At 55.5% G+C, this 26,822-nt stretch carries 22 protein-coding genes; 7 read left to right on the forward strand and 15 right to left on the reverse strand.

All coding sequences use genetic code 11. The features are described 5' to 3' along the window. Positions 1–24: 24 nt before the first annotated feature. On the reverse strand, positions 25–1,488 hold the full coding sequence (locus L1P05_RS08360) for a cytochrome-c peroxidase (RefSeq protein WP_012848557.1): 1,464 nt from the start codon (positions 1,486–1,488) through the stop codon (positions 25–27). A gap of 749 nt (positions 1,489–2,237) precedes the next feature. Between L1P05_RS08360 and L1P05_RS08365 the strand changes: the two genes are divergently transcribed. The 5 genes from L1P05_RS08365 to L1P05_RS08385 all read left to right on the forward strand — a co-directional run bounded on the left by L1P05_RS08365 (position 2,238) and on the right by L1P05_RS08385 (position 9,194). Then, on the forward strand, positions 2,238–2,774 hold the full coding sequence (locus tag L1P05_RS08365) for a CAT RNA binding domain-containing protein (RefSeq protein WP_012848558.1): 537 nt from the start codon (positions 2,238–2,240) through the stop codon (positions 2,772–2,774). Positions 2,775–3,070: 296 nt separating this feature from the next. Further along, the gene (locus tag L1P05_RS08370) at positions 3,071–4,549 is read left to right on the forward strand and encodes a PTS transporter subunit EIIC (protein ID WP_012848560.1); all 1,479 of its coding nucleotides are present in this window, start codon (positions 3,071–3,073) and stop codon (positions 4,547–4,549) included. Positions 4,550–4,619: 70 nt separating this feature from the next. Then, positions 4,620–6,023: a glycoside hydrolase family 1 protein gene (locus L1P05_RS08375; protein ID WP_012848561.1), complete on the forward strand. Its 1,404-nt coding sequence runs from the start codon at positions 4,620–4,622 to the stop codon at positions 6,021–6,023. Positions 6,024–6,226: 203 nt separating this feature from the next. Next, the gene (locus tag L1P05_RS08380; protein ID WP_012848562.1) at positions 6,227–7,618 is read left to right on the forward strand and encodes a carbohydrate porin; all 1,392 of its coding nucleotides are present in this window, start codon (positions 6,227–6,229) and stop codon (positions 7,616–7,618) included. A gap of 94 nt (positions 7,619–7,712) precedes the next feature. Beyond that, positions 7,713–9,194: an MDR family MFS transporter gene (locus L1P05_RS08385; protein WP_041692517.1), complete on the forward strand. Its 1,482-nt coding sequence runs from the start codon at positions 7,713–7,715 to the stop codon at positions 9,192–9,194. Between the two features lie 28 nt (positions 9,195–9,222). Here the strand turns inward: L1P05_RS08385 and L1P05_RS08390 are convergent, their stop codons facing one another. The 3 genes from L1P05_RS08390 to ydfG form a co-directional block, all read right to left on the reverse strand. Beyond that, positions 9,223–9,495, reverse strand: coding sequence for a DUF1161 domain-containing protein (locus L1P05_RS08390; protein WP_012848564.1), 273 nt, complete (start codon positions 9,493–9,495; stop codon positions 9,223–9,225). A 14-nt stretch (positions 9,496–9,509) separates the two neighbouring features. After that, a complete protein-coding gene (locus L1P05_RS08395) occupies positions 9,510–9,845 on the reverse strand; it encodes a DUF1283 family protein (RefSeq protein WP_012848565.1) in 336 nt (111 codons plus the stop codon). Between the two features lie 134 nt (positions 9,846–9,979). Then, entirely contained in the window at positions 9,980–10,729 is a 750-nt protein-coding gene (gene ydfG, locus L1P05_RS08400) for a bifunctional NADP-dependent 3-hydroxy acid dehydrogenase/3-hydroxypropionate dehydrogenase YdfG (protein ID WP_012848566.1), read from the reverse strand. Between the two features lie 266 nt (positions 10,730–10,995). Here ydfG and wzzB point away from each other — a divergent pair, with 266 nt between their 5' ends. Next, the gene (gene wzzB / locus L1P05_RS08405) at positions 10,996–11,949 is read left to right on the forward strand and encodes an LPS O-antigen chain length determinant protein WzzB (RefSeq protein WP_012848567.1); all 954 of its coding nucleotides are present in this window, start codon (positions 10,996–10,998) and stop codon (positions 11,947–11,949) included. Positions 11,950–11,996: 47 nt separating this feature from the next. Here wzzB and L1P05_RS08410 read toward each other — a convergent pair whose 3' ends face one another. Further along, complete coding sequence (locus tag L1P05_RS08410; RefSeq protein ID WP_012848568.1) at positions 11,997–14,951, reverse strand: HD domain-containing phosphohydrolase; 2,955 nt, start codon at positions 14,949–14,951, stop codon at positions 11,997–11,999. An 87-nt stretch (positions 14,952–15,038) separates the two neighbouring features. After that, positions 15,039–15,464 carry a universal stress protein gene (locus L1P05_RS08415; protein WP_012848569.1) on the reverse strand — a complete coding sequence of 142 codons (426 nt, stop codon included), beginning with the start codon at positions 15,462–15,464 and terminating at the stop codon, positions 15,039–15,041. Between the two features lie 248 nt (positions 15,465–15,712). On the opposite strand from L1P05_RS08415, the gene L1P05_RS08420 reads away from it, so the two are divergent. Continuing rightward, a complete protein-coding gene (locus L1P05_RS08420; protein ID WP_012848570.1) occupies positions 15,713–17,200 on the forward strand; it encodes a C69 family dipeptidase in 1,488 nt (495 codons plus the stop codon). Positions 17,201–17,367: 167 nt separating this feature from the next. Here L1P05_RS08420 and L1P05_RS08425 read toward each other — a convergent pair whose 3' ends face one another. The 9 genes from L1P05_RS08425 to asrA form a co-directional block, all read right to left on the reverse strand. Next, on the reverse strand, positions 17,368–18,297 hold the full coding sequence (locus L1P05_RS08425) for a cation diffusion facilitator family transporter (RefSeq protein ID WP_012848571.1): 930 nt from the start codon (positions 18,295–18,297) through the stop codon (positions 17,368–17,370). A gap of 52 nt (positions 18,298–18,349) precedes the next feature. After that, positions 18,350–18,661, reverse strand: coding sequence for an ArsR/SmtB family transcription factor (locus L1P05_RS08430; protein WP_012848572.1), 312 nt, complete (start codon positions 18,659–18,661; stop codon positions 18,350–18,352). 1,556 nt (positions 18,662–20,217) lie between these two features. Further along, on the reverse strand, positions 20,218–20,796 hold the full coding sequence (locus L1P05_RS08435) for a Slp family lipoprotein (protein WP_015461491.1): 579 nt from the start codon (positions 20,794–20,796) through the stop codon (positions 20,218–20,220). Positions 20,797–21,020: 224 nt separating this feature from the next. Then, positions 21,021–22,811, reverse strand: a complete 1,791-nt coding sequence (locus L1P05_RS08440; protein ID WP_012848577.1) for a methyl-accepting chemotaxis protein — start codon at positions 22,809–22,811, stop codon at positions 21,021–21,023. A 215-nt stretch (positions 22,812–23,026) separates the two neighbouring features. Continuing rightward, positions 23,027–23,386: a helix-turn-helix transcriptional regulator gene (locus tag L1P05_RS08445; RefSeq protein ID WP_012848578.1), complete on the reverse strand. Its 360-nt coding sequence runs from the start codon at positions 23,384–23,386 to the stop codon at positions 23,027–23,029. Between the two features lie 18 nt (positions 23,387–23,404). Beyond that, on the reverse strand, positions 23,405–23,701 hold the full coding sequence (locus tag L1P05_RS08450; RefSeq protein WP_012848579.1) for a DUF406 domain-containing protein: 297 nt from the start codon (positions 23,699–23,701) through the stop codon (positions 23,405–23,407). A gap of 153 nt (positions 23,702–23,854) precedes the next feature. Then, complete coding sequence (gene asrC / locus L1P05_RS08455; protein WP_012848580.1) at positions 23,855–24,862, reverse strand: sulfite reductase subunit C; 1,008 nt, start codon at positions 24,860–24,862, stop codon at positions 23,855–23,857. A gap of 11 nt (positions 24,863–24,873) precedes the next feature. Beyond that, entirely contained in the window at positions 24,874–25,692 is an 819-nt protein-coding gene (gene asrB / locus L1P05_RS08460) for an anaerobic sulfite reductase subunit AsrB (RefSeq protein ID WP_012848581.1), read from the reverse strand. After that, positions 25,692–26,741 (reverse strand): anaerobic sulfite reductase subunit AsrA, encoded by a 1,050-nt coding sequence (asrA, locus tag L1P05_RS08465; protein ID WP_012848582.1) that lies wholly within the window; start codon positions 26,739–26,741, stop codon positions 25,692–25,694. The genes asrB and asrA overlap by 1 nt, the downstream gene beginning before the upstream one ends. Positions 26,742–26,822 lie beyond the last annotated feature (81 nt).

The raw sequence follows: 26,822 nt of genomic DNA on the forward strand, positions 1-26,822 counted from the left end.
GCCCGTTTGCTTTTACCTCAACGGCTACGGATGGGCCGTCTCCGTCGTTGGCGTCGCCGGAGCTTCTGCGGCGGCCGTGTTCATCGGGTACGGCGTATAGACACCGTTCAGGCTCTTCAGGAAGGCCACGATATCGTCGACATCGCTTTGCGGCAGGGTGACGCCGACCTGATAGCGCAGCATCTGCTTCACGGCCTCATCCAGCGTCTGCACATCGCCACGGTGGAAGTAGGGCCCGGTCAGCTCAACGTTACGCAGCGTCGGTACCTTCTGGCGCAGCTTATCGCGCAGATCCTGGGTGACGTTCATCCGACCGATGTCCGCGCTGGTCATTTCGCCAAACGGATATGCCTTGATCAGCCCGAGTGGCTCGTAAGACTCTCCCCCCATGGCCACGCCGGCGTGGCAGGTTGCGCAGCGGTTATCCTTAAATAGCTGATAGCCACGCTGCTGCTGGGCCGTGAGCGCGCTGCTATCGCCGCGCAGGTAGCGGTCAAACGCGGAGTTCGGCGTAATCAGGGTCCTCTCAAACTCGGCGATGGCGTCAGTGATGGTTTTTCCACTGAAGCCCTGCGGATATACCTTGAGGAACGCCTGCTTAAATGCCTGATCTTGATTCAGCTTATCGATGATCTGCTCCCACGATGTGGACGCCATCTCGATCGGATTCAGCGGTGGCCCACCGGCCTGATCCTGCAGGGTTGCCGCACGGCCATCCCAGAACTGGGCGATGTTGAACGCAGAGTTAAACACCGTTGGCGCGTTGATGGGGCCAACCTGGTCATCGACGCCGAGCGATGTTTTCCGCCCATCGACGCCACCGGCGCCCAGCTGGTGACAGTGGGCGCAGGCCACGGTGTCATTGCTGGATAAGCGCGGATCGTGGTACAGACGGAATCCCAGCGCGACTTTTTCGGCGTTGACCGGTAAAGACTCAGGGATCGGCTGTATCGGCTCATTGCGCAGCGAGGGCGCCATATCCGGCGTTGCATAGTATTTTTGACGCTGCTCATCCACCCACGTCAGCAGCGTATCGCGATCGGCCTGCGACATCCGACCGGCCCAGTGCATTGCGGTATAGCGGGTTGGCGGCATGGTTTGATGCTGAACCACCCATTCCAGCTTATTGAGATCCGTCAGGGTCGGCGGTTGGCCGCTGGCGGTTTTCCACGGGGAGGGTTTCAGCAGACTTTCGCGCAGGGGAGTCAGGTTGAACGCCTTATATCCCTGATACATGTCATACTCCATCAGCTGTTTCACGCCGGGAACGCTGGCGTAAAACGGCAAATTAGCCGATGGTGTATGGCAGTAGTCACAGCCTTTTTCGCTCAGTATCCCCAATACCTGCGCATTAAGCGGTGAACTTGCCGGTTCACTCGGTACGGTATTACGCTGTTTGTCATGATTATAGACATAGCCGACCAACCCTAAGTAGCAGGCGAGACCGGCAATGACGATGCCTCCCGCCCATTTCGTTATTTTTTTCATTGTTACAAAACTCCTTTTGAGAGTGTCAATACGGCTGCGGAGGCAGCCGACAAATGTCGGCGAACCGACGCGCCCATAGTGCAGGGTGGTCTCGCGTCGATATTTGATAAGTGTCAACGATAGATGCAGGGATAACCTATCATTAAGATAGGAATCGACAATTAAGCGCGTTTTGTTAGATGTATATACTGTCTTTTAGGCCGGATTTGGCGATTAATTTATATATTACAGGGTAATACTATCTGTTTCTGACAGATGATCTGTACTCGCCGTACCAACGCCATCGGCTGGACGACCGTGTGGCGAGAGGCACCGGCGCTGACGCCGCGGCGATCGCATCGTCAGTGAACGCCGGCTTATTATGCGTTGGTTGGATAGAGAGATTACGCCGATAATGAATTCCCTTTCACCATACTTAATTGCATTATGATTATCTCTGTTGATATAGGTCGGCGCGGTGATCGCCAACCATAGCCGCATCGCTTTTACAATACAGAGATTTATTTAATTTATGAGTTATTGGGGAAGTGTTAAGGTGACGCTAATATAGCGATAAATTACCCATCGGCTTCACACTTTTTTATTAAGCCGGTTGAAGTTATTATAGGTGCAATTACAATACTAAAACACTGGATTGTTACTGCACCTGCAGGCAAAACCTGATCGTTGGCGATGACGTCAAAGGTCAGGTTTTTTTTTGTCTTGTCGCCGTGCCGGCCTATCGACGGCGGCGGGAGCGCGCCCGGGGGATGATGATGCGCATTGCCAAAATCCTGAATAATAATGTGGTGCTGGTGCTGGTGCTGGCGCTGGATAGCCGGCAGCGCGAGCTGGTGATGATGGGGCGAGGCCTTGCTTTTCATCAGTGCGTAGGGGATATCCTGGATGAGGGTAGAATAGAGAAAATCTTTGCGCTTCAGTGTAATAGACTAAGCTGCAGACCTCATAACATGATTCTACACCTTCCCTTGGATGCTATAGCCACCTGCGAGCGCATTATTTTATCGGTTTATACTGGTCAGGGTAAATTGCAGGCCGGGCTCGCCAGCGCCTTGGCGGAGTACTGCTATTGCGCCATTGAGCGACATCGGCGAGGGGCCGTTATTCACAATGCACTTTTACGGGAAATTATCGGGCGCTATCCGCGTGAGTTCGCGCTGGGACTGCAGGTGAAATCGCTGATCACCCAATATTTTAGTCTAGCGCTTAGCCATGATGAGGTCGGGTTTATTGCGCTGCACTTTGTCATGGCGCGATTAAATAGCCATGGCGCCACGGGCCATTAATGACTGCGGTCGTACTCAGGCTTGGCCGAGAATAACGCGCCCGCGGCGATCGTCTCTGCAGCGCCGCGCCGTCAATGGGCCTGCGTGTTTATCCGGCGCACGCTGTGCGTATGGGGTCCGATAAATAAATCCACCAGCGAGGGGCTGCTTTTTTTACGCATTATTATAGCGCGGGGCAGAGAAAACGGTTCGTGACTGGATTGCGACTGCATAAGGCAGGCAAAACCTGAGCGTGACGTCGGGTAAGACGTCGTCCTCAGGTTTTTTTATTTGAACCATCGGCACAGGGGAACGCTATGGATAGCCAACGTGGGGCGCCGCATGCGCAGTATCAGGCGCTGGCGCAAGATATTTTGCATTTGATTGGTGGCAAAGAGAATGTGGCAAGCCTACTGCACTGCGCGACGCGTCTGCGCTTTCGATTAAACGATCCCGCGTTGGCCGATGCGGAAGGCGTGAAAGCGTGCCCCGGCATTATTACGGTTGTAGAAAGCGGCGGCCAGTTTCAGGTGGTGATCGGCAACCATGTGCATGATGTTTGGCTAGCGGTACTCCATGCGAGTGGGCAGAGCGAAGATGATGCGCCTTCGTCGCCGGGCGGAAATAGCACCGTGATGGGGAAAGCGATCGATATTGTCTCCGGTATCTTTACCCCCTTTATCGGTGTCTTAGCGGCGACGGGGATCGTGAAAGGGCTGCTGGCGCTGGCCGAAGTCTGCGGCTGGCTCAATCCCGCCGGCGCCACCTATAAAATCTGGTTTGCGGCGGGCGATGCACTGTTCTTCTTTTTCCCTCTGTTTCTTGGCTACAGCGCCGGGAAAAAATTTGGCGGCAATCCGTTTATTACCATGGCGATCGGCGCTGCGCTGCTGCATCCGCTGATGATTCGCGCCTTTGAGGCCAGCTTAGCGCCGGGGGCGGCCACAGAGTATTTTCTGGGGATCCCGGTCAGCTTTATTAACTACAGTTCATCGGTGATCCCTATCATTCTTGCCGCCTGGCTCAGCTGTTGGCTAGAGCGCCACTGCAGCCGATGGCTGCCGGCGGCGATGAAAAATTTCTTCACCCCGGCTATCTGTCTGTCGGTCGTCGTTCCGCTGACCTTTCTAATGATTGGACCGCTGGCGACCTGGCTGAGCCAGCTGCTAGCGAATGGCTATCAGGCCGTTTATACATTAGCGCCGTGGATCGCGGGGGTTGTGCTCGGGGCGCTCTGGCAGGTTTGCGTGGTCTTTGGCCTGCACTGGGGGCTGGTGCCGCTCATGCTCAATAACATGGCCGTGGTGGGGCATGACTCTATGGCGCCGATGCTGATACCGGCGGTGATGGGACAGGTGGGGGCGGTGCTGGGGATCTTCCTGCGCACTCGCGATGTTCAGCAGCGGGTTCTGGCGGGATCCGCGCTATCCGCCGGGATTTTTGGCATTACCGAGCCCGCTATCTATGGTCTGAATCTACCGCTGCGTCGTCCTTTTATCTTCGGCTGTATCGCTGGCGCTATTGGCGGCGGAATTGCCGGCTTCAGCGGGACGCAAATCTACTCTGTCGGCTTTGCCAATTTCTTCGCTATCGCACAGATGATCCCGCCTCAGGGCGTGGATGCGTCGGTCTGGGGGGGCGCCATCGGGATCTTCGCCGCGCTGTTTATCGCCTGTGGGCTGACCATGATGGCCGGGCTGCCGCGCGCGTCGGCCGAGGCTACGCGCTCAAGCGAGCAGATGAAGGCGACTGCGCACGCTGATGCGGATATTGAGCGGAATGCACCGCATAGGTAACTCAGCTGCGCCACGACGGTCGGCGTTAGTCTGCCGGGGCGCAGGATCACTCAATGCAAGGGGAAACATGATGCCAACATTTCCACCGGAGTTTTTATGGGGTGGCGCTATCGCTGCCAATCAGGTCGAGGGCGCCTATCTGGAGGAGGGAAAAGGACTTTCCACCTCAGATATCCAGCCCTACGGCGTGCTGGGGAAGATGGTCGATCGTACGCTGGGCGGCAGCGGGATTAAAGATATCGCCATCGATTTTTACCACCGCTATCCGCAGGATATTGCGCTGTTTGCCGAGATGGGATTTACCTGCCTGCGCATTTCCATTGCCTGGACGCGGATTTTTCCACGGGGCGACGATGCCGAGCCAAACGAAGCCGGACTGGCCTTCTACGACAGGCTATTTAGCGAGCTGGAAAAGTACCATATCGCGCCAATTGTGACACTGTCACATTATGAGATGCCGTGGGCGCTGGTCGAAAACTACGGCGGCTGGCGCAGCCGCAGGGTGATCGCGTACTTTGAACGCTATGCCAGAACGGTTTTTACGCGCTATCGGGATAGGGTGAAGCTGTGGCTCACCTTTAATGAGATCAATATGTCCTTACATGCGCCGTTAACCGGGGTTGGCCTCCGCGGAGAGTGCGCCGAGGCCGATGTATATCAGGCGATTCATCATCAGCTGGTCGCCAGCGCCTTAGCGGTTAAAGCCTGCCATGAGATCATTCCCGACGCTAAGATAGGCAATATGTTGTTGGGGGCCTTAATGTATCCTCTGACCTGTAGGCCTGAAGATATCCTTAACGCGCTACACGCCAACCATCGCTGGCAATTTTTTGCTGACGTCCAGTGTCGCGGCACATATCCCGGCCATCTATTACGCTATTTACGCGAGCGCGATATTACGCTGGAGATAACCGACGCCGATCGCGCGATACTCGCCTACACCGTCGACTTTATCTCTTTCAGCTATTACATGACTGGCTGTGTCTCTGCCGACGAGCGGCTATATGAAGCATCATCCTCAAATATTTTCAACATGATCCCTAATCCGCATCTTCGTGCGTCGGAGTGGGGGTGGCAGATCGATCCGCTGGGTCTACGGACATTGCTGAATATGCTTTGGGATTACTATCAGAAACCGCTCTTTATCGTTGAAAATGGCTTAGGGGCGAAGGATCGCGTTGAGGCGGATGGCCACATTCATGATGATTATCGTATTAGCTACTTAAACGATCACCTCGTGCAGGTGAGTGAGGCTATCGAGGATGGCGTGGCGGTGATGGGATATACCTGCTGGGGACCGATCGATCTGGTCAGTGCATCAACGGGGGAGATGTCAAAGCGCTATGGGTTTATTTATGTCGATCGCGATGAAGAGGGTAACGGTACGCTGGAGAGAATGCGTAAAGACAGCTTCTTTTGGTATGCCGATATTATTAAGAGCCATGGAATGACGCTGCGTAAGAAAGAGGAATGATGGTATTGAGGGGGGCCATTTTATTATTTTCCATGCGCAACTACGCGTTGCTATTTAACTTTTATTCGCGGAATGACGTTTTGCGGTATTGAACGATCCTGCAGTGGAGGTGGTTGCTATATCCGTAATTTACACCGATAGCGTTGCGGCGCCGGTTCACTGCGTCGGTACAACGGCTTTATCTCGTCTATGAGGGATCTGCTATGAGCCAAGGAAATAAGCTAAAGGCAAAAATATTGATAATCTTATCGGCGCTGTATTCGGGGGCTCTACTGGCCTCATCGCCTTCCGTCGAGCAGCGTCTGGATGCGCTGGAGAAACAGGAGGCCGAGCGCCAGCGGGCGGCTGCGTCGCCGAGTGATGATCTGTGGCTCCGCTACAGCGGTTACTTTCGCGGCGGCTGGGCAAGCAGCAGTAGAGGCAGCCCGCGTCCCTATGCCGTTGGCTCCCTGGGGCGCTTGGGGGATGAGTATGGCGCCTGGTTTGATCTCCGCCTGGATAAGCGTGTTTACGCCAACCAAGGGAAAACGGTCAATGCGGTGGTACAGCTGGATGGTAACGTCAGCAACGCTTATACGACGGCCTGGTTTAATACGTTTGAAGACAATCTGCTGCAGTTTTCAAACCTGTATGTCACCACCACCGGCTTTATCCCGTTTATGCCGGAGACAACCTTTTGGGTGGGGAAAAATGCGCTGCCGTTCTATGAGATTCAGATGCTGGATTGGAAGGCCAACTGGGCCGTATCGGCGGGCGGTGTTGGCTTGGAGAATATAAAAGCAGGGCCTGGAAATATAGACGTTACGCTGCTGCGCCAGGATTTAAAGCTTTACGCTAGGGATTACAACACCAGTACGCCGGTGAATACCAACGCCATCGAGCTCCGCTATAAAGATATCCCGCTGTGGCATAACGCAACGCTGGATATTGCGGCCAGATACAACCTGGCTAATCGCAGTCACGCAGCCAAATCAAATGAATACTTCTCCATTCAGGATGCCTGGTTAGCTGCGGGAATCGTACGGCAGCGCTTTGAAAACGGCGGATTTAACGAGTTTGTTATTCAGGCAGCCAATAACTCTGTGGCCAGTGGCTTTATGAGTATCTCTGATGCCAATCCTCACTATGGCGACGGCGTGTATTATCACGGCGATCATAATAATGGCAACGCCTTTCGCCTAATCTCGCAGGGGGAGATGTACCTACACCCTAAAATCATCATGGCTAACGCATTGGTGTATGCATGGGGACACGATGTGTATAGCTATGCCAGCGGGGCGCATACCGATTTTGACTCATTCCGCGCCGTGCTACGTCCTGCATATATATGGAATGACTTTAACCAGAGCGGCGTTGAGGTCGGCTGGTTTAACCAGGTGAATCGGGCAAATCGCGGCCGCTATCATGAAGAGGGATATAAGATGACGCTATATCACGCGTTTAAAGTTGATACCAGCATGCTGCGCTCCCGTCCTGAAATTCGTTTCTATACGACCTGGATTAAGACGCTGCATAATGATATCTCACAGTTCTCTTTTGAGGATGAGCGTCCCGAGCAATTCAGCTTTGGGGTGCAGGCTGAAATCTGGTGGTAAGGGCTGCGGAAAGGCGCAGGCCAGGAAAGTAAGTGGGAATCGTCTTATCTCTCCGTGCTAGTATAGTCGCAGGATTTTCGACGACATAGGCCCTATGAGTACGGATACGACATCGATAAGCCCGAAGCGGGTACTGGTCTTGGCAGCCTGTATGCTTGCCACCTTTATGGCGGCGATTGAGGTAACGATTGTCTCTACCGCCATGCCAACCATCATTGCCGATTTGGGCGGCTTTTCCCTGCTGGGATGGGTATTTGCCGCCTATTTGCTGACACAGGCGATCTCTATCCCTATCTATGGGCGGTTAGCGGATCTGCATGGGCGCAAACGGATGTTTTATATCGGCGCCACGCTGTTTCTGCTGGGCTCGGTGCTCTGCGGCTTTGCCCACAGCATGCTGTGGCTGATCGCGTTCCGCGCGCTGCAGGGGGCCGGCGCCGGCGCGATTACGCCGATCGCCGTCACCATTATCGCCGACGTTTATGGCCCCCTTGAGCGTCCCCGAATTCAGGGATATCTCTCCAGCGTCTGGGGCGTATCGGCGATCGTTGGGCCATTGATGGGGGCATTTATCGTCCAGCATTTCCACTGGTCTCTGGTCTTTTGGATCAATTTGCCCATTGGCTGTTGCGCGATGTATTTGCTATGGCGCTATTTTCCCGAACAGCGGCATCCGCGGCGCCATGCGCTGGATCTGGCCGGGACCGCCTGGCTCGCCATCGGCATTACCGCGCTGCTGCTGTCACTGCTGCAGGCCGAGTGGCTGGGGCGGTGGGTGCTGCTGCTGCTGGCCATCGCCGTGCTGAGCGGTTTTTTACTGTGGCGTCAGGAGCTGCGCGCGGCAGAGCCGCTGTTCCCGGCCGTACTCTGGCGGCAGCGCATTATGGTGGCCGGCAACATCGGCGGGCTGGTCGTTGGGGCCGCCATGATGGGTGTCGCCGCGTTTTTGCCCACCTATGTGCAGGGCGTTATGGGGTATTCGGCTCTGGAGGCCGGTACGACGCTGGCCCTGATGTCGATAGGTTGGCCTATCGCGAGCACGCTCAGCGGTCGGCTGATGGCCCATACCTCCTATCGCACCACGGCGCTGCTGGGCGCCCTGTTGCTGATTGCGGGAAGCCTATGCCTGCTGTGGCAGACCCCGCAGGGGAGCCTGTGGTGGGGGCGGATTTCGGCCTTTATCATTGGCGCGGCGATGGGAATGACCAATACCACCTTCCTGGTCTCGGTCCAAAACAGCGCGCCGCACGCCATGCGCGGTATCGCGACGGCCTGCACGGTGTTTACCCGTATGCTTGGCTCTGCGCTGGGCACCGCAATTCTTGGCGCGACGCTCAACCTGAATCTGGCCTGGCGTCTACCGCAGGTGAGCGATCCGGTACAGCGGCTGATGACCCTGCGGGCTCAGCCGGCGACGGAGGAGGTCGGCGCGCTGCTGGCACCGGTCGCGGCGTCGCTGCACGCGGTGTTTATTGCAGCGGCGCTATTGGCGTGGCTTGCCCTGTTGGCGGCATGGCTGATCCCGGCAGGGGCGGGGCTGCGCGAACGGATTGAAGAGATCGGGGATCATAAATAGCCTAGGCCGCCGTCGGCGGCCTAGGCGTTTAGCGTGGCGTCGCGTGGGCGCCAGGTTCGGCGCCGTCGGTACGGATATAGATAATTTTCTGTGTGTCGTTACCGCAGTGACCCACGACCTGACCGTTCGCCTGCTGTACCTGATCGTTGGGGACGATCTCCAGCGTAAAGGCGTCCTGCGGGACGCCGTTGGCTACGATCTTCTGGCTAATCTCATCCCGGATGGTTTCGCAGGAGGAGACGGCGGCATAAGAGAACAACGGTGCCAGGAGCAGGGCGGAGAATAAGATAGGTTTATGCATATGATACCTGTCAGTTAGGGAGTTAACGGACGCCCGCTCTGACGATCCAGGCAGCGGCGCGTCCCTGGTTCCCAGTAGGCGTTGACGTTCAAACTGCGCTCACAGCGCTCTCGCTGTTCGATGGCCCGATCGGCCTTATCAAACTCTTTCTCAACGTGCGTGTTGACCTTACTACGCAAAGGGCGGGTTTGGTCCCATTGCTCCCGCTGTTCACGCGCCTGCTCTTTGGTCAGCGAGTTGTCTTGTCCACCGCTGGAGCCAAAGACGCAGGTGCTGCCAGCCTCGCAGCTGGCGGCCTGCGCGGCGCTTTGCCAACCGATGCCGCCGAGCAGTAGCAGCAGGGGAATCAAACGGACGAGTTGATGTCGTTTCTCTATCTTCACAGTGTTGTCCTCAGCGAAATGCACTTTTCAGACCGCGCAGAGCGTCATTGATTCAATCTGCCATGATTTTCTCTATGACGCTATAGCCATTCGGCGAATGCCTATTCGCCGCGATAGACCGCCAGGGGTGAGAACGACTGGGAGACCGGCATCATCTCCATCGTATTGATATTGACGTGAGGGGGTAGCGTTGCCACCCAGAACACCGCCTCGGCGATATCGTCGGCGGTCAGGGCATGCGCATCTTGATAGGTACGGGTGACGCGCTGCTCGTCGCCTTTAAAGCGGACGCTGGAGAATTCGGTACCGCCGACCAGGCCGGGCTCAATGTCGCTTACCCGGATTCGGGTTCCGTGCAGATCGGCCCGCAGGCCAAGGCTGAACTGGCGGACAAAGGCCTTGGTCGCGCCATAGACATTGCCGCCGGCGTAGGGCCAGCTGCCCGCCGTTGAGCCGATATTGATAATATGACCCGCGTTGCGGGCGACCATTTCCGGCAGCAGGGCGCGAGTCATGTTCACGACGCCTTTGACGTTGGTGTCGATCATGGTTTCCCAGTCATCGATATCCGCCTGATGGGCGGGCTCCAGCCCCAGAGCCAGTCCGGCGTTATTGACCAGCAGATCGATCGTGCGCTGCACCGGCGTCAGGTGCGCGATCGCATCCTGGATAGCGGCCCGGTTGCGGACATCCAGCTGAACGACCGTCAGCGTATCGCCCAGTTCATCGCGTAGCGCCTCCAACCGCTCGAGGCGCCGTCCGGCGGCGATAACGTGGTGGCCATGGCGGATAAACTTACGGGCGATCGCCGCACCAAACCCGGCGGTAGCCCCGGTAATGAAAACGTTCATACTCACTCCCTCGCGTGTGGATAAATTTGATGCGCCTTTGCAACGTTTCACAACCGCCGACGTTACGCACCGTAATGGAACACTGTCTATCAGAATGCCAGAATTATCCTAATATGTAATCATGATAATAATTCGATACATATCATATTTTAAAATTCTATGTTTTTTATTCGTAATATACTACCTGTCTTATTAAAATCGAGATATTCTTAACAGGGATTTACGTTACTACGTATAAACATGCGACATATTAAGGACTATGCAAGATGCATGAAAAACCAGTAAACCATGTCAATGATGAGATCGATCTGCTTGATATCATTAGGCAGCTATGGCAAGGGAAAGTGATTGTTTTTTGTGTTTCAATCATGTTTCTCGCTATCGCTGGCCTTTATATCATGTTGACTACGCCAAAATGGACGGCGGAGTCAACGCTTTCGAAGCCTTATCTTAACCAATTGGCAAATTATCCCGCAGGGGTCATGCTGAGCCAGGTCTGGACGATGAATGACGGGGATAACGCCCCCGTTATCGATGATGCCAAAATAACCGGCAATGTATTTAATACGTTTATCGCTATGGCTAATGCTCAAATTCTCTCCGGGATGGATATCAGTATTCGTCCCGGCACCACCGCCGAGACGTTTATTGTTTCCTCAACGGCAAACGATCCGGCACTGGCGAAGAAAAACTTGCAATCAGCCTTAATTTCGCTGAGTGATGATGCGCGTAAGCAGCTGGATGCGTTGATGTACAGTTCGCTACGTGAACGCGCTAATAGCTTGAAAATACAGATGCAGGCTCAGGAAAATAGCGCCAGAGCGCAGCGAGACTATCGCATTAGCGTGTTGAAAAATGCGCTACAGCTGGCGAACCAGATGAATATCCAACAGACCAAGCTTAACCCGGCATCCGGAGAAATATCTGATGATATGCTGTTTATGCTTGGCGTTCCAATCTTAAACACAATGATTGAGCATGAAAAAAACTTACCGCTGAAGTTTAACGCCAGCTATTTTGACATGCAGGAAATGTTTGATTCGATTAATGGATTCAAGCTCACTGAAGATAATTTATCCATATTCAATGCGACTAATATATCGGTGGATAAAGTAGGGCAAAAGCGTGCTTTAATTTTGGTCTTGTCCTTACTGCTGGGTGTGATTTTAAGCTGCGGGTATATCTTGTTGAGAAACGCACTGCGTAGCGCTAACAAATAATACCTATTTAAAAGGGCATGCCCATCGCGAGGGCATGCCCTTTTTCTTTATACCGATGAGGCCTCTGCGCTCCGATCCGATTTCCCCCGGCAATTATTTATCAGCATAGCAATATCGACCCGATCCATTTGCTCTGGGCGTAGGTAGCGCTTAGCGTAGTCCAGGTAGACGCCGCTTTGTAGAAACAGACAAAATACATCGGCATCGATATGCTCTCGACGGCACATCTCACTCATGATCGTGAGCGTCTGCGATAGCGTCTTCGCCGGTTTATAGGGACGATCGCTGGCGGTAAGCGCCTCAAAAATATCGACAACGGCCATGATACAGGCCTGTATCGACATCTGACTGCGGATCAGCCCCCGTGGGTAGCCGGAGCCGTCGATATGTTCATGATGACTGCCGGCAATATTGGGCACCTGCTGCAGGTGACGGGGAAAGGTCAGCTGATTCAGCATTAGAATCGTCTGAATAATGTGTTCATTGATCTTAAAGCGCTCCTCGTCGGTTAAGGTTCCGTGCACGATGGTCAGATTATGCAGCTCGCCATGATGATACTGATACTGCGGTATATCCATGGTAAATCCCTGCTGACGATAGGCCTCCAGCAGTTCGTTACCGTGGCGCGGCAGAAGATGCTCCGCTCTGTCGGCCAGCAGCGGTTCATTCACCGGCAGGGGCGATTCCGGCGTCGCTTGCTTGCGCTGCGTCTCATCGGCGGAGAGCCCGATTCTATCGGAAAGGGTGCGGGTCCAGGTTCGTAGGGCGATGGCACGCAGACGCTCAATCGCCTCCGGCGACAGGGATTCACTGCCGCGGTTACAGGCGGCGACAAAGGCAAACTCCTCATCCAGCTGTAATTTTAGCGTATCGCGCACCCGCGCCAGCGTCGTCGGATCGCCGCCTTCCGCCATGCCTTGCCAGTAGGCGACGTCAGCATCCCGTTTTAGCAGCTCAAAGCGCATACGGATCTCATGAATCCGGTCATACAGGGTCTCCAGCTTGGTGGCCTTTTCCATCACGGAGTCCGGCGTCGTCACCTTGCCGCAGTCGTGTAGCCAAGCGGCGATGCGCAGCGCCTCCCACTCATCGTCAGAGAGAGAGAAGTCAGCAAAGGGGCCCTGTTTTTGGTCGCAGGCCGCCTGTGCCAGCAGCTTGGCCAGCACGGGAACCCGCTGGCAATGCTCTCCGGTATGCGGACTCTTCGCATCGATGGCGCCGGCGATGATACGAATAAAATCCTCCAGCAGGCGCTTTTGCTCATCCAGCAGGCGCTGGGTATTCAGCGCGACGGCGGCCGTTCCGGCCAGCGCCTGGGCGAAGGCCAGCATACGCGATGAGACGGGAAAGTGCTGATGATCGATGAACAGGATCAGCAGCCCCAGGGACTCTTGCGCGGCGTTTCTCAAGGGGAGCAGTAGCAGAGTCAGCGGCCGGATCGTCGGGGGAAACGCCGGAAAGGCCGCCGCTAGCGTAGGCGGATCGATAGTGCGCCGGATGAGCTGCTGCTGCTGCATTCGCTGGAGCAGGCCCATCCCGGCAGCAGAGACCCAGGTATGACGTTCATCGATTGTCGTGGTTGTTTCCTGCCAGCGCGACTGAACCGGGTGCAGCCCCCCCTGCTGAGATAGCAGGATTAATCCCCCCATCGCATGGGTCTGGCTGGTCATTTCGGCCAGGATCCGCGCCAATAGTACGGGCTGGTGACGTTCGCCGACCAGCGCCAGAGAGATCGCCATAAAGTGGTCGATGCTCTCTTTCATTTTCCCGAATGCTTTGGCCAGACGATAAATTTCAACGATGTTACTCTGCACATTGACCGGCTCATCAAAGCGGAACTCTTCGATCTTCTTGACTTCATTAACCAGCTGATTCAACGGCTTGGATGCGCGGTGCGCCAGCCATATCGCGCCGATCAGCCCCAACCCAAGGATCAGCAGCGAGATCCGCAGCATTTGGCCGACGTCCTGTCGGGCGCTGGCCATCAGCTCCGCCGTAGGCGAGGCCATCAGCAGGCGCAGCGTTTCTCCCCCTAATACCTTAAAGGTAAAGGGCATACCTTCCCAGCGTTCGCCGTTGGCAAGATCCAGCGAGACGGGCTGTAAGGGCGGCATACGGCTAAGCTGGGCCAGCGGGAGCAGCTGCGGGTTGTCGGTATCGGCCAACGTAGGAAGGTGGACAATACCCAGGCTGTTGGTCAGTAGTCCAGGCAGTCCCAGATCGCTGGCGAGGATTTGCCCCTGGGCGTTGAGGAGGACCAGATGGCTGTTGGGCGTAATGCGCGCCGCCTGCAGCATCGCATCTAATCCATTAAGCTGAATATCGCTGCCTGCAACGCCGGGGGCGTTGACCATGCGTGCCGCGAGCGTGATCCCCAGCAGGCCGCCGCTGGCAAAGCGGTATGGCGAGGTGCTGTGCAGCATGCCCGGATCGCTGGCCATCTGATACCAGTTACGCATGCGCGGATCAAAACGATAGGCGGCGACGCCGCGCTGTTCCAGGAGGGTTAATTTATCATTATAAAACAGGTAGCTTCCCGTTATTTTGCCATCGCCGTTCAGCGTTTGGCTCTGTACCATCCAGGCGGTTCCCGCCGGCGGATCGAACTGGCGGATCATTTCAGCCGACGGAATATAGCGACGGACCAGAAAAAACGTGCCGTTATCATAGCCGGTATAGAGCGCGGCTAGTTTAGGACTATTGCGTAATGCGGTGACATAGAACGGCAGATGCTGCAGGCGATCTGCCAATGGCTGCGTCGCCATATCGTTGCGCTGGTTAGCCAGCAGCTCGACCAGCAGCGAGCCGCTGTGGTAGGCCTGCTCCATTTCATTCGCGGTTTCACTGACGACGCTGCGATAATGATTGTACGTCGTCCCCAAGAGCAGGCGGGTGCTGGCGTGATATTGATACCATAGGATCAGGCAAGAGAAGACCAGCAGCAGTCCGATAAACAGATAGGCAATATGCAAATAAAAGGGAATCGCGCGCGGAGGCTTCATGGTGATCCAGGCAACGGGTCAAGATGTCAGTTAACTTAAGGATAGCACCCGGCGATAAAGATGCCGGGTCTATCTGGATTCGCTAACTCAGTTACCTTTTAACGGGACGATCAGCGTATCAATGTTTATGGCGTCAATGGTGTTCTTCGCCACGGAAAGAAAGGAGACAAATTTCTGTGCAAACGCGCTGTTGTGGTGCCCCAAAATCACCAAGTCGATTTGCTGCTGCTGAATAAAGTCCTCCAGGGATGCAGAAAAATCATTGCTGATCATAATAGTAATTTCTGGGCATGCGGCGCCAATGGTGTGCTTCAGCGTTTCGGCCTGATCCTCTAGCTGAGAAAAGTAGGGTGAGTTTCCGCCGTCATCGCCCGGATCAATATCGAGCACGACATGTACCGGATGCAGGGTTGCCTGCAGACGCTCACCCAGCTGAACGCCCTTGCTCAATAGCTGAATGTCCTCTTGGGATCCGGTTTTAAGGTCAAGTAGTACTAAAATATTTCTGTACATAATTGTTTCTCCTATTGGCCCTATTGTTAAATTTAGCCGTATTGCCGGCGAATGGGTAACAAAAAATAACTGTTTAATGTATGGAAAATAGTCATAACGGTTAGGCCCTGCGCAGACGGATACGCAGCGGGAATTATTGCCGCAGCCTAAATGCGCCATGGCAATATATGGCGTATGCTGAAGCTGATCGTTGCGACGTAACGCGTCATGACTGACGTCATTTCCCCTCAGGCTCGAGGAGTTGAACAATGAAGGTCTCTTCTGTATCTGCTGCTTCCCCATCGACCATGCCGATAAGCCAAGATTCATGTACCACTATTCTGATTGGCGCGGCGGCGACACGCGATGGTTCGCGTATTATTGCCCGCACCGAGGACCACGATCCGCTGCTGTCGAAGGTACTGCTCAAGCATCCGCCGAAGGCGGATCAGCGTGGGCTGTTTCATGCCAATGAAAATGCCTTTAGCTGGCCGCTACCCCAAACGGCGCAGGGCTATAGCGCATTCGCTAACGGTAAAGTCGGAAAAACGGCGGCGCAGATGACCTGGGGCGCCGCCGGATTTAATCAGCGCGGCGTCGGAATGAGCGCCACCGAGACGATTTTTGCCAGTGAGCAAGCCTTGTTACACGATCCTTATCTGAGCGAGAGTGGGATCACCGAGGACAGCATTGTCGATATTGTTTTGCCCTATATCGACTCCGCGCGGGACGGGGTATCGCGCCTGGGTAAAATGATTGAAGAGCAGGGCGCCGGTGAGGGGTTTGGCGTTGCCTTTATCGATTCGGATGAGATTTGGTATCTGGAGACCGGCAGTGCGCACCAGTGGCTGGCCGCTAAACTGCCGCCGCACGGCTATTTTGTTACCGGCAATCAGGGACGCCTGCGCGACTATGATCCCGACGACCACGACGGCTATATGGCGTCGGCCTCGCTGATCGACTTTGCCCTTCAGCATGGACTGTATGATCCCCAGCGCGAGGGGGCCTTCAATTTTGAGCGGGCCTATACGCGCCATGACGATCGCCTCGACGGCTATTATAACTATCCGCGGGTGTATGCCTTGCAGCAGCTGTATCGCCCCGATCCGGACAGAACGCTGCAGCAGCCGCAGCAGTTTGCGGTATTCGAAGCGCCCAGCGCTGCGCTGGATGTGGAATCGGTTAAGCGAGGGCTACGCAACACATACGATAATCTGGGGAGGCAGCCCTATGCGGATACGCCGGACTATACCTGGCGGCCGATATCACTGTTCCGCACCCAGCAGTCCCATATCCTACAGTCGCGCAGCGGTTTGCCGCGCGCGCTGAGCGATGTGATATACCTATCCTACGGTATGCCCAGCATTTCGCTCTATATTCCGTTTTATCCCAACGCTCAGGGCGATGTGCCAGCCGCCTATTGCGAGGTTACCGCCGGGGAGGCCGATACGTTCTCGGCGCAGTGGCAGTTTCGCAAGCTGCAGACGCTGGTTATGGTCAACTACTATCGCTATGCACCGAGCGTTCAGCAGGCATATCAACAATTAGAGTTGCGCTTTAGCGAGCTGCAGCAGGCGATGGAGTCTGAATATATTAATATTTATCAAGATGATATGGATGAGGCCGACCGCCTGCTTCAGCGCTTTGGCGAGCAGGTATTTGCGGAGGCGTTAGAGACGACGCAGAGGCTAACCAACCAGCTGTTTACTCAGCTGGCGCAGGATGTTAACGCGAAATACCTGTTTGCCGGCGCCTAGCGAGGCGCTATTTCGCCCGTGCGCCGCCTTGAAAAGTAGGGCGCCGGCGGCGCGAGGTGCGCCACATCGTGACGTTGTCACGGATTATCAGCGTGCGGCGCCGGCGATGGCGCCGCTCTCAGGGCAGATCCCCGACCGCTGCAGCGGGTGATAGAGGCGGTTCGGGGTTAACCGCGAGGGGGTGCGCAAACGACGGGGTCGACGTGCGTCATCAGACACAGCACCGGATGTTCTGCCATCACTCTGCGCTCCGCCTCGCTGGCGATATGATGTCCCGCGGTGACGCTAAGCCGGCCGTCAATTTCCAGATGGACATCGGCCAGGATCAGATCGCCGCTTTTGCGGGTTTTTAGCGCATGCAGTCCGATGACCCCGGGCGTAGATAAAATAGCCCGTCGGATGGCATCATTCTGCTCAGCGTCGGCGGCCCGATCGGTTAAATCATGCAGCGCATCCGCGCTAAAGCGCCATCCCATACGGCTCACGATTGCCCCGACGATCAGCGCTGCGATGGGATCGAGCCACCCAAACCCCAGCAGATTTCCAGCGATCCCGATGGCGACAACCAACGATGAGGCGGCGTCCGATCGGGCATGCCAGGCGTTGGCGACCAGCATTCCAGAGCCAACCCGATGGGCGACGGCGAGCATGTAGCGAAAGAGTATCTCTTTCACCAGCAGTGCAGCTATCGCCACGCCGAGTGCGGTGTAATGCACGGTAGGAATGGCCGCCGGATCGCTGAGCTTATTGATGGCCGAAACGATCATCCCAATACCGACGGCCAACAGGAGTCCTCCCAAGATCAAAGAGGCCGCATTCTCGTAGCGCCGATGCCCATAGTGATGACGAACATCCGGGGCCCGCGGACTGCGCTGAACGGCGCAGAGGACGACAAAGTCTGCCGCCAAGTCGGATAACGAATGCATACCGTCGGCGATCAGCCCCTGAGAGCCGGAAAAAACGCCGGCGACGATCTGAAACACCGTCAGTACACTATTGACGACCACGCTGATCCAGGTGCTGCGTTTACTGGCCACCTCACGGCTGTGATCCGCGTCGGGGCCGCGGCAAAACGGCATGTGCTGCTGTTGATTCATGGCAGAAGATCCTGCATTGGCGCAACGATAAAAGGGGCGAGGCTGCGCAGCCTCAGTCGAGATCCAGGTGCGGCTCATCCAGATGTTCCAGCATGCTGGCCACCATCCGGGAAATATGCGAGTCCGACACGAAGTAGAATACCTGTTTACCCTGACGATCGGCCGTCACTATTCGAGCGGCGCGGAGGAGGCGCAGATGATGGCTGACCAGCGATGGGCTAATATCCAGCGAAGCGGCAATATCGCCGACGGCGATGGGATGCGCTCGACAGCACAGCGTAATGCGTAGTCGAGTTGTATCACCCAAGAGACGAAAAATATCGGCCAGTTCAGAGACGGTGCTTTCAGCGACGGTTAACATCATAAATACCAACAATTGAATATGTGTTCATATGTTATTTCGTGGCGATAGCATTGTCAATACGGCGAATAATCAGGCGCGACGTTAGGATGCGTTAGGCGAAATCAGCAGGGTAGTTATCCTATTTCCATTCCAGATTTCACGTAGCGACGCCATTTTTAACGCGGCGGCATGGCGAATTTGACGTCAATTTGATCGCGTAGCGAGCGTATCGCCAGCGCTATGGCGAATAACGTCGATAAAATCATCTGACGTACCGTATTACGCCACACCGCGTGGGTCAATTGATGCCAAGGTATGAATCTCGGGTCAGTTTGGGTCATCATAATCACGTCCGCGACGCCCATCAAGCCTTGCTCCGTTGCCGATGAGCGCGAGCGTATAGGTGAAGCGCGGGAGTAGGGAAGCGCTGCCGGGCTATAAGCCAGCCGGCGATCTTTTCACCGACTCGAATCGGGCGGCCTCAATATATTTCAGTGGATTAACTCGGCGTCTTCATGCTGCCTGAGTGTTACCCTGAGGCGGACTGAATCATGAGATGCCTGATGGATTGCTTGCTAAGGACATACCGTGAATTTGCATTCGCTTTTCTTATGCCTGCTCAGATCCGATATCTTGGGCCGGAGGAGGCTTACGCCAGGTGGTTCAGGCTGACGTAGCATTCTGCTGATAGAACAACAGCAGTAGTCAGGCTCGGGTAATATCGAGTCTCTTACCGAGACTCCGTTGCAGCCTGGCCAGAATCTGAATTGCGCTCGATGACATCCTGAAGGATCTTGAAGCGGTGCTTATTTTCACGGAGAACATCTCGACGTCAGACATAGCCAGCGCAAACGCCTTATCAGGAAAAGTGATCCGTTGACGAGGCATACCGGCGAAGAGGCTCACGTAGTGGCGCTGGGCTGTATTATGCTAGTTCGCATAATGTATATTATGTTAAATTACGAATGGACCAAGAAACCAGGGCACTTTCTCCATCGGCGTACTCTGGCCTTAGCGTATTGGCACCTCCCCTGCGGCGTTGATCTCCCCGGCGCCTGCACTGTCTGATTGCCGCTGTTATGGTTATCGGTAGGCGCTGCGCATATCGCGCCGACCTTAGCCTCTTGCTTCCGCCGCATCATTGCCGCGTGGTCGAAACGTGCGTTGCGATGAAACGGTATTCTGAATGCATGTTGCCGTGGATGCATTTCTCACTATCGCCGTATCCGTCGCCTCGATCGCCGGCCTCATTACGGATGATCATCTGCCGTCGTCGCGGCCGATATATCGCTCAAGGCTGCCGCGCTGCGCTCCGTCGTTTGCCAGCGGCCATGGCATCACGTTTTATGATGCGCCGTGTTCACGGTGCCAGATATGTTGACCGGGTACGTTTTATCGGCCCTGCGCTGGTCGTCGCGACCCCCCTTGCATTGGCGTCGCTACGTGAAATCTGCGCGTCGATTAACATGATTACCCTGCTGATTTTCTCTATCGACACCTTCTGTGCCCATAAAAAATGCAGCCGTCGGCTATATTGACGGCTGCATCGCCTAATTTATGGACAATAGCGCGCAGTTTTAGTGTGTAGAAGCCGTTTCCGGCTGTAGCACCGGGTACCATCCCCAGCCGGGATCCCTATTGTTTTGCCAGGTCAGCGGCCAGTTAGGTCCAATGCCGTAGTCCCAGGCCGCCACCGGCGGCTGCGTTTCGCTCACCTGCCAGAGTTGAATGCCCTGAATGTTCAGCATGACAAAGGTATAGGGTGACGAGCCTATTTTACCCACCTCGCTGCCGCTGAGGGTTCCCAATACCGTGACCAGATGATGACGGTAGTTGACCGGATCGAGGAAGCGATCGCTACGGGCGATAAGTCGTCCTTGATAATGCTGATCTAGCTGCGGTCTGGCGGCGCTGTTTAACGGCAGCACGGCGATCTCCAGCAGCGTCTGTTTGGGCTGATTAATCACGTTAATCACTCGCCCACCCAGGCGAACCTGCTGACCCGTGTAGAGATTGGGCGCCATGCGGATCTGGTTAAAATCTTTTTGCAGTATCGGGCTGTTGTTACCCTGTATATCGCCGGGAATGGCGGCGCACCCGCTGAGTATTAACGGTGCACAGATCGCCGCGGCGAATAGTGAATGTCGGCACTTCATCATGACTCTCCTTACGCAGTCACATCGAATATGATAGTTATCACTCAGTCCCACGATGAAAAGAGATAGTTAAAGCATAGGAGTCATGCGGGAATATTGCTTGTTATATTGTGATAAAACGTCAGCGATGGCGGGAGATATCGTAGATAGGAATATAGGAATAAAAAAATAGAGGGCGGCCATTAGGCCACCCTCTCGGTTGACGCGGTATAACGTAAAGCGGACTACATGCGGAACTGACCTACGGTATCGGCCAGCTCACTCGCCTGCCCTTGCAGCGCGGCGGAGGCCGCGGTTGACTCCTCAACCAGGGCGGCGTTCTGCTGCACCATCGTATCCAGCTGGATCACTGCGCTGTTGATCTCACTGATGCCGCGGTTTTGCTCTTCCGCCGCGTTGGTGATCTCACCCATGATGGCGCTGACGGCGCCGACGCTGTTCACAATATCCGTCATGGTTTCACCGCTTTGGCGTACCTGATGTGAACCGGAGGCGACGCTGGTCACGGTTGAGTCGATCAGATTTTTGATCTCTTTGGCTGCCTGGGCGCTGCGCTGGGCCAGCGTTCTGACCTCGCCGGCGACAACGGCAAATCCACGCCCCTGCTCGCCCGCGCGAGCGGCTTCAACCGCGGCGTTGAGCGCCAGTATATTGGTTTGGAATGCAATGCCATCGATAACCCCGGTGATGTCGCCGATTTTACCGGAGGCGACCTCAATCGAAGACATGGTTTCAATGACCTGCGAGATCATCTTGCCACCGCGCTGCGCTACCTGAACGGCAGAGCTGACGGCCTCATTGGCCTGCTGGGCAGAGGTCGCCGACTGCGCGACGGTGGAAGAGATCTGCTCCAACGCCGCCGAGGTCTGCTGCAGGCTGGCCGCCGCTGACTCGGTTCGACAAGAGAGATCTTCGTTGCCCGCGGCGATTTCCCGCGCGGCAATGCGAACCGATTCACTGGTGCTGTGAATAGAGACCATCACCCGGGCCAGCTTATCCACGAACTGGTTAAATGCGCGGGCGATCTGCGAGACCTCATCTTTGCCCTGCACATCCAATCGCTTGGTCAGATCCGCGTTGTTGCCGGCGCCGATGTTTTCCATTGCCTGGCGGATATGGAACAGCGGACGCAGCGCTCGACGCGTAACGATGCCGATCACCAGCGTGGCGAGAACGATCAGAACCAACAGTGCAATGCAGGAGGCCAGCAGCAGCGAACGCATTCCGGCCGTGGCCTCTGTCTTATCCATGGCCACGACGGTATACCAGCTGGTTCCAGAGACCGGCATCGCCAGCAGCAGTACATCACGGCCGGAAACGGTCGCCTCTACGGGTTTGCCGGAGGTTAACAGCTGGGTCAGGCTCAGGCCTGGCGCGATATTGGCCAGCGGCTTCAGCGTTAGCTGCTGATTGGGGTGAGCAATAATGGTTCCGTCAGCGTTGAGCAGCATGCCAAAGCTGTTTTCCGTGGGGCGGATGGATCGCACGTTGGCAATCACTTTATCCATGTGTACATCGCCCTCGACGACGCCGCTGATCGGCGTGTCCTGTGGGCCGGGCGCGGCAAAGGTTACCACGAGGGTATGGGTATTCGCATCCATATACGGTTCGGTAACGATCGGATGCCCTGCTTTTCTGGCATTGATAAACCAGGCGCGGGTCGTGGGATCGAAGCCCGGAGGAATGCTGGCGGGATCGGAGGAGATCTCCACCTTGTTGGAGTACCCCATATCCACGCTGATAAAGCCACCGGCGTCGGCTATCTGCTTTAAGAGCGGCCGGGGATCGCTGTCCCCCACGTGGGGCGTCAGCGACGCGATCAGCGCCGTGTTGTTTTCCACCCACTGACGTACGGTGGCGGTATGGCTAGCGGTTAAAGAGCTTAGGGTATGTTGAATGGCTTCTGCGTTGGAGTCGCTGGCAATGCGGTAATTAATCAACGTATTGACACAAAGCGACGCCGCGACAATGACGCCGGTTGTCGCGAGGATCCGTGCCCGAATGGAATCGAACATAATAAGCCTGCCTGTGTAGTAAGTAAGACAAATTTTAAATGGTTAGTCTTACTGATAACGGCAGACTGACTTTAAACTTGAGTGATTTTATCTAATGTAAAGAGTATCAGAGTGTTACTCATGGCGAGTGTTAATATATAAGATTATTTTTACATTGCGAAACACTTGCCCATAGCACCGCCGGTCTCTGCGACGTGGCTATGGGCAGGCAATGGCTAGCTTGCCAGGCGGGAGGTCCTGCGGCACAGTAAACGATACTCTGACGGCGAGACGCGATACTGATTTTTGAATATCTGGCAGAATGTACTTTGGCTGGGATAGCCAAGCGCGTGGCTAATCTCCTTAATGCGCAGGTCGGTCTCTTCTAACTGCTGCAGTGAACGCTTGAGGCGTTCGAGACGAATATAGTTTGCCAGCGTCATTCCCATAGCCAGCTCAAATTCGCGGAGAAAGTAAGAGCGGGAATAACCTGAAATCGCTACCACGTCGGCGCTTTTAATTCCAAGATGAACGTGGCTGGCAATCCAGAGCTTAATGGTTGAAAAACTTTTTAAAATAAACTTATCTCTAACCATAGTGCAATATCCTACCGTTTATGCGTGGCGTAGTGAAAGTTCAAAAATAACGGTTTCAGCCTGGCATGAAAAATTGAAATGGGCGTTAAGAACAAACTCCCCTTCTTTTTCACTGATGTCGTGGGTAATGATGCAAGGGTACTCTTGCTGCGCAACGCGCTGGGCTTTCGCGGTGAGCTGGGCCAGCTGCTTCTCGGCCTCGTCACGGCTGGCATAGGCTTGCGTAATGACGGTGGTGCAATTATCGTTATCGAGCACAGAGCCAATATCGATGGCACAGCCTTTGTTACTGCATTTATCGACGACGTCTTTCATCACATTGCCCTCATTATTATCAACTGTTTCTAGAGTAAAACAATTTAATAATTAACAAAAACGATTAATTATAATATATACAACCACTTTTACAGATAATTACTTTACAAAAAAGGTCCGCCGGAGCGGACCTGAGCCAGGTTCGACGAACCGCTACACCGATTTCAGGTGTACGTTGCCGACGTAGGTGTCTTCTTGCCAATACATCCGTTCGGCAACCTGAGCGCCCGGGTTCAGGGTGACGCCCCGCAGCACCCGCTTTTTAAAGTCGCTGTAGCCGGCGCGATCGATCAGATGCCCCATATGCAGATACACCGGCGTGCCGTCCAGCATTTCGCGTTCAAATTCAAATATGTTGCTGATGACAGCCTGGATCACATCTTCGGTGACCCAGTTAAGAAAGACTTTGCCGACGCGCGGTGTCTTCTTACTGGTACGACCGCCCAGGCGCACCTGATATAGCTGCTCTGGACGTCGCTGCCAGGCCAGCGTGGGACAGGCCAGCACGCACTCGCCGCAGCCGATGCACAGACTCTCCTGCTTTGTGGCCTTACCATTCAGCAGAGAGAGACAGTCGACGGCATGGTGCTTACAGGCGCGAACGCAGGCGCCACAGCCGATGCAGCGCTCGGGGGTAAAGTGAATCCGGGCGACCCCCAGGATCCCCAGATCGGCCATGGTGGCCTTAGCGCAGTCGTTGGGGCAGCCGGCCAGCACCACCTTGAGATGATAGCGGCTGGGATAGATCAGCTTTTCCAGCCGCTGCGCCATACCGGTGGTATCCGTATTGGCCTTTTGGCAGATGCGGTTGCCCTGACAGGCCACGATATTACGCCCGCCGATGGCCTGATAGCCGGCCTTCGGATCCTCGACCTCAATCCCGCAGGTTTCAATTTCAATCTCACGGATAAAAGGCTCCAGCGCGGCGTTAACCTTGTCCATGTCTTCATAGCGAATGCCGGGCATCGCCAGCTTTTGGCGGGTCGTCAGGTGAATCAGCCCGTTGCCATACTCTTCGGCGATCTGCTGGGCTACGCTCAGCAGACGCGCGGGCAGGATCCCCCCGGGGATCCTGACGCTGACCATGGCCTCAGAGCGCACCTTGGAGAAACGGTATTCATTCAGCGCCCGAGCGCGGTAGATATCGACATCGATACTCATTATTGGCTCCTTCAGTCAACCATGGCGCGAGCGTCGGCATAGTTAAACACCGGCCCATCGACACAGATATAGACATCTCCCATGCGGCAGTGGCCGCACTTGCCGACAGAGCAGGCCATGCGACGCTCATAGTCGACCCAAATCTGTTCATCCCGCAGACCGTTTTTCTGCAGCATGGCGACCGTCGCTCGGATCATCACCGGCGGCCCGACCACAATGGCTTGGATCTCCTCCGGCGCGCTGAAGTCCAGGTACGGCAGATGGTCGGTCACGCGCCCCAGGTGATAGTATTCGGCGATGGTGTCGCCCTCATCCAGGGTCAGACACAGATTGTGCCGGCTGCGCCAGAAGTCGAGCTCGCGTTTGTACAGGACGCTGTCCGGATTCTTATAGCCTAAGATCATATCCAGGCTTTTCACCTGCTGCGGATGTTCGCAAAAATGGCGCATCAGCCCTTTTACCGGCGCGACGCCGGTACCGCCGGCGACCACGATCAGGCGCTTATCGTAAAACTGGCTCAGGTCATAGCCGTTGCCGTAGGCGCCGCGTAGCCAGACCTTATCACCGGCCTGCAGCGCAAACAGCGCGTCGGTCACGTGGCCTACCCGGCGGATCAGCAGATCAACCCAGCCATCGCCATAGTCGGACACGGATATCGGCGCCTCGCCGACCAGCGGCAGAGAGACCTCCACAAACTGGCCATAGTGCAGCGGAAAGTCGCAGGCAACGCGAAAGTTCCACTCCAGCGCCGTATGTTTCTCAATCTCCAGAATCGGGTATGCCGCTGGCAGCAGCACCTGGTGACGATGTTCACAGTTACCGTTACACATTATTCCCGCTCCTCCTGCAGCACCCGGGCGACTTCAGCAGTCATCTTATTAATAATGTTGGAAAATTTTATATACTGCGGGCAACGATCGTCGCAGCGACCGCAGCCGACGCACATATGCTCACCCTCTTGGGCGCGGGCACGGTAGTCGTTGACCTTATGCAGGGCGCGAAAGCGTAGGCGCTCGCTGACCTTGTCGCGGAACTGGTGGCCACCGGCCATATCGGTAAATCCGGCCACCATACAGCTGGCCCACTGGCGGCGGCGCTCGCCGCGCTGTGGATTTTCAGCGTAGGCGACATCGAAGATGCTGTAGCAGGTACAGGTCGGGCAACCGGTGGTGCAGCGGCCGCAGCCGATGCAGCGGTGCTGGTAGTCATCCCACAGCGGACTCTGCTGTAGGATCTGGCGCACGCGCTTGGGGTCATCGCATACCTGGTCCGGGGTCACCACTTTCTCGGGATTCTCGCTGACGAACCCGGCGCGATAGTTACACGCCTGCCCCAGCCCGGAAAAGGCGGCCTCTAGCGTTGGATCGGTGATCTCGACGTTCACCCCCTGCTCATCAAAACGCATGGCGGCGCTGTAGTTATCGGTACGGTTGGTTCCCATGGAAACGCAGAAGCAGTTTTCAAAGCTGGATGCGCACTCCATCAGCACAAACTTGATGCTGTCGCGCACCAATGCGTAGCTGTAGTCGGCATTATTGCCGTTCTTCAGATACATATAGTCAAGGCGACTCATGGCATTAATATCACAGGCGCGCGCCAGGATCAGACGTGGACGGCGATCGACATCGGCAATTTGAATCACATCGTTGTCGAAGTGAAACAGTGTCTCGGTAATGGGGGATATAATCGTGCTGGGTGCCATATGGGACTTTTCCTGCCAGACAATATCCCGCCAGCGAGTCACCTCTTGGTAGACGATATTATCAGTATCAGAAAAGCGTCCGCCGCGATACTCCGCCACCGGCGCATAAACCCGGTAGTGGCTGCGCAGGCGCGTCAGCGCCGCGTCGGCGTCGGCCTCAGACAAACGAAGTGACATAATGACTTCTCCACGTTAATTGTATGGATTTTCTGAATATGAATATATAACGCCTGCGCGACGTCGACTTACGCGAAATGC

It is taken from the genome of Edwardsiella piscicida (assembly GCF_021733145.1).
GTDB lineage: Bacteria > Pseudomonadota > Gammaproteobacteria > Enterobacterales > Enterobacteriaceae > Edwardsiella > Edwardsiella piscicida.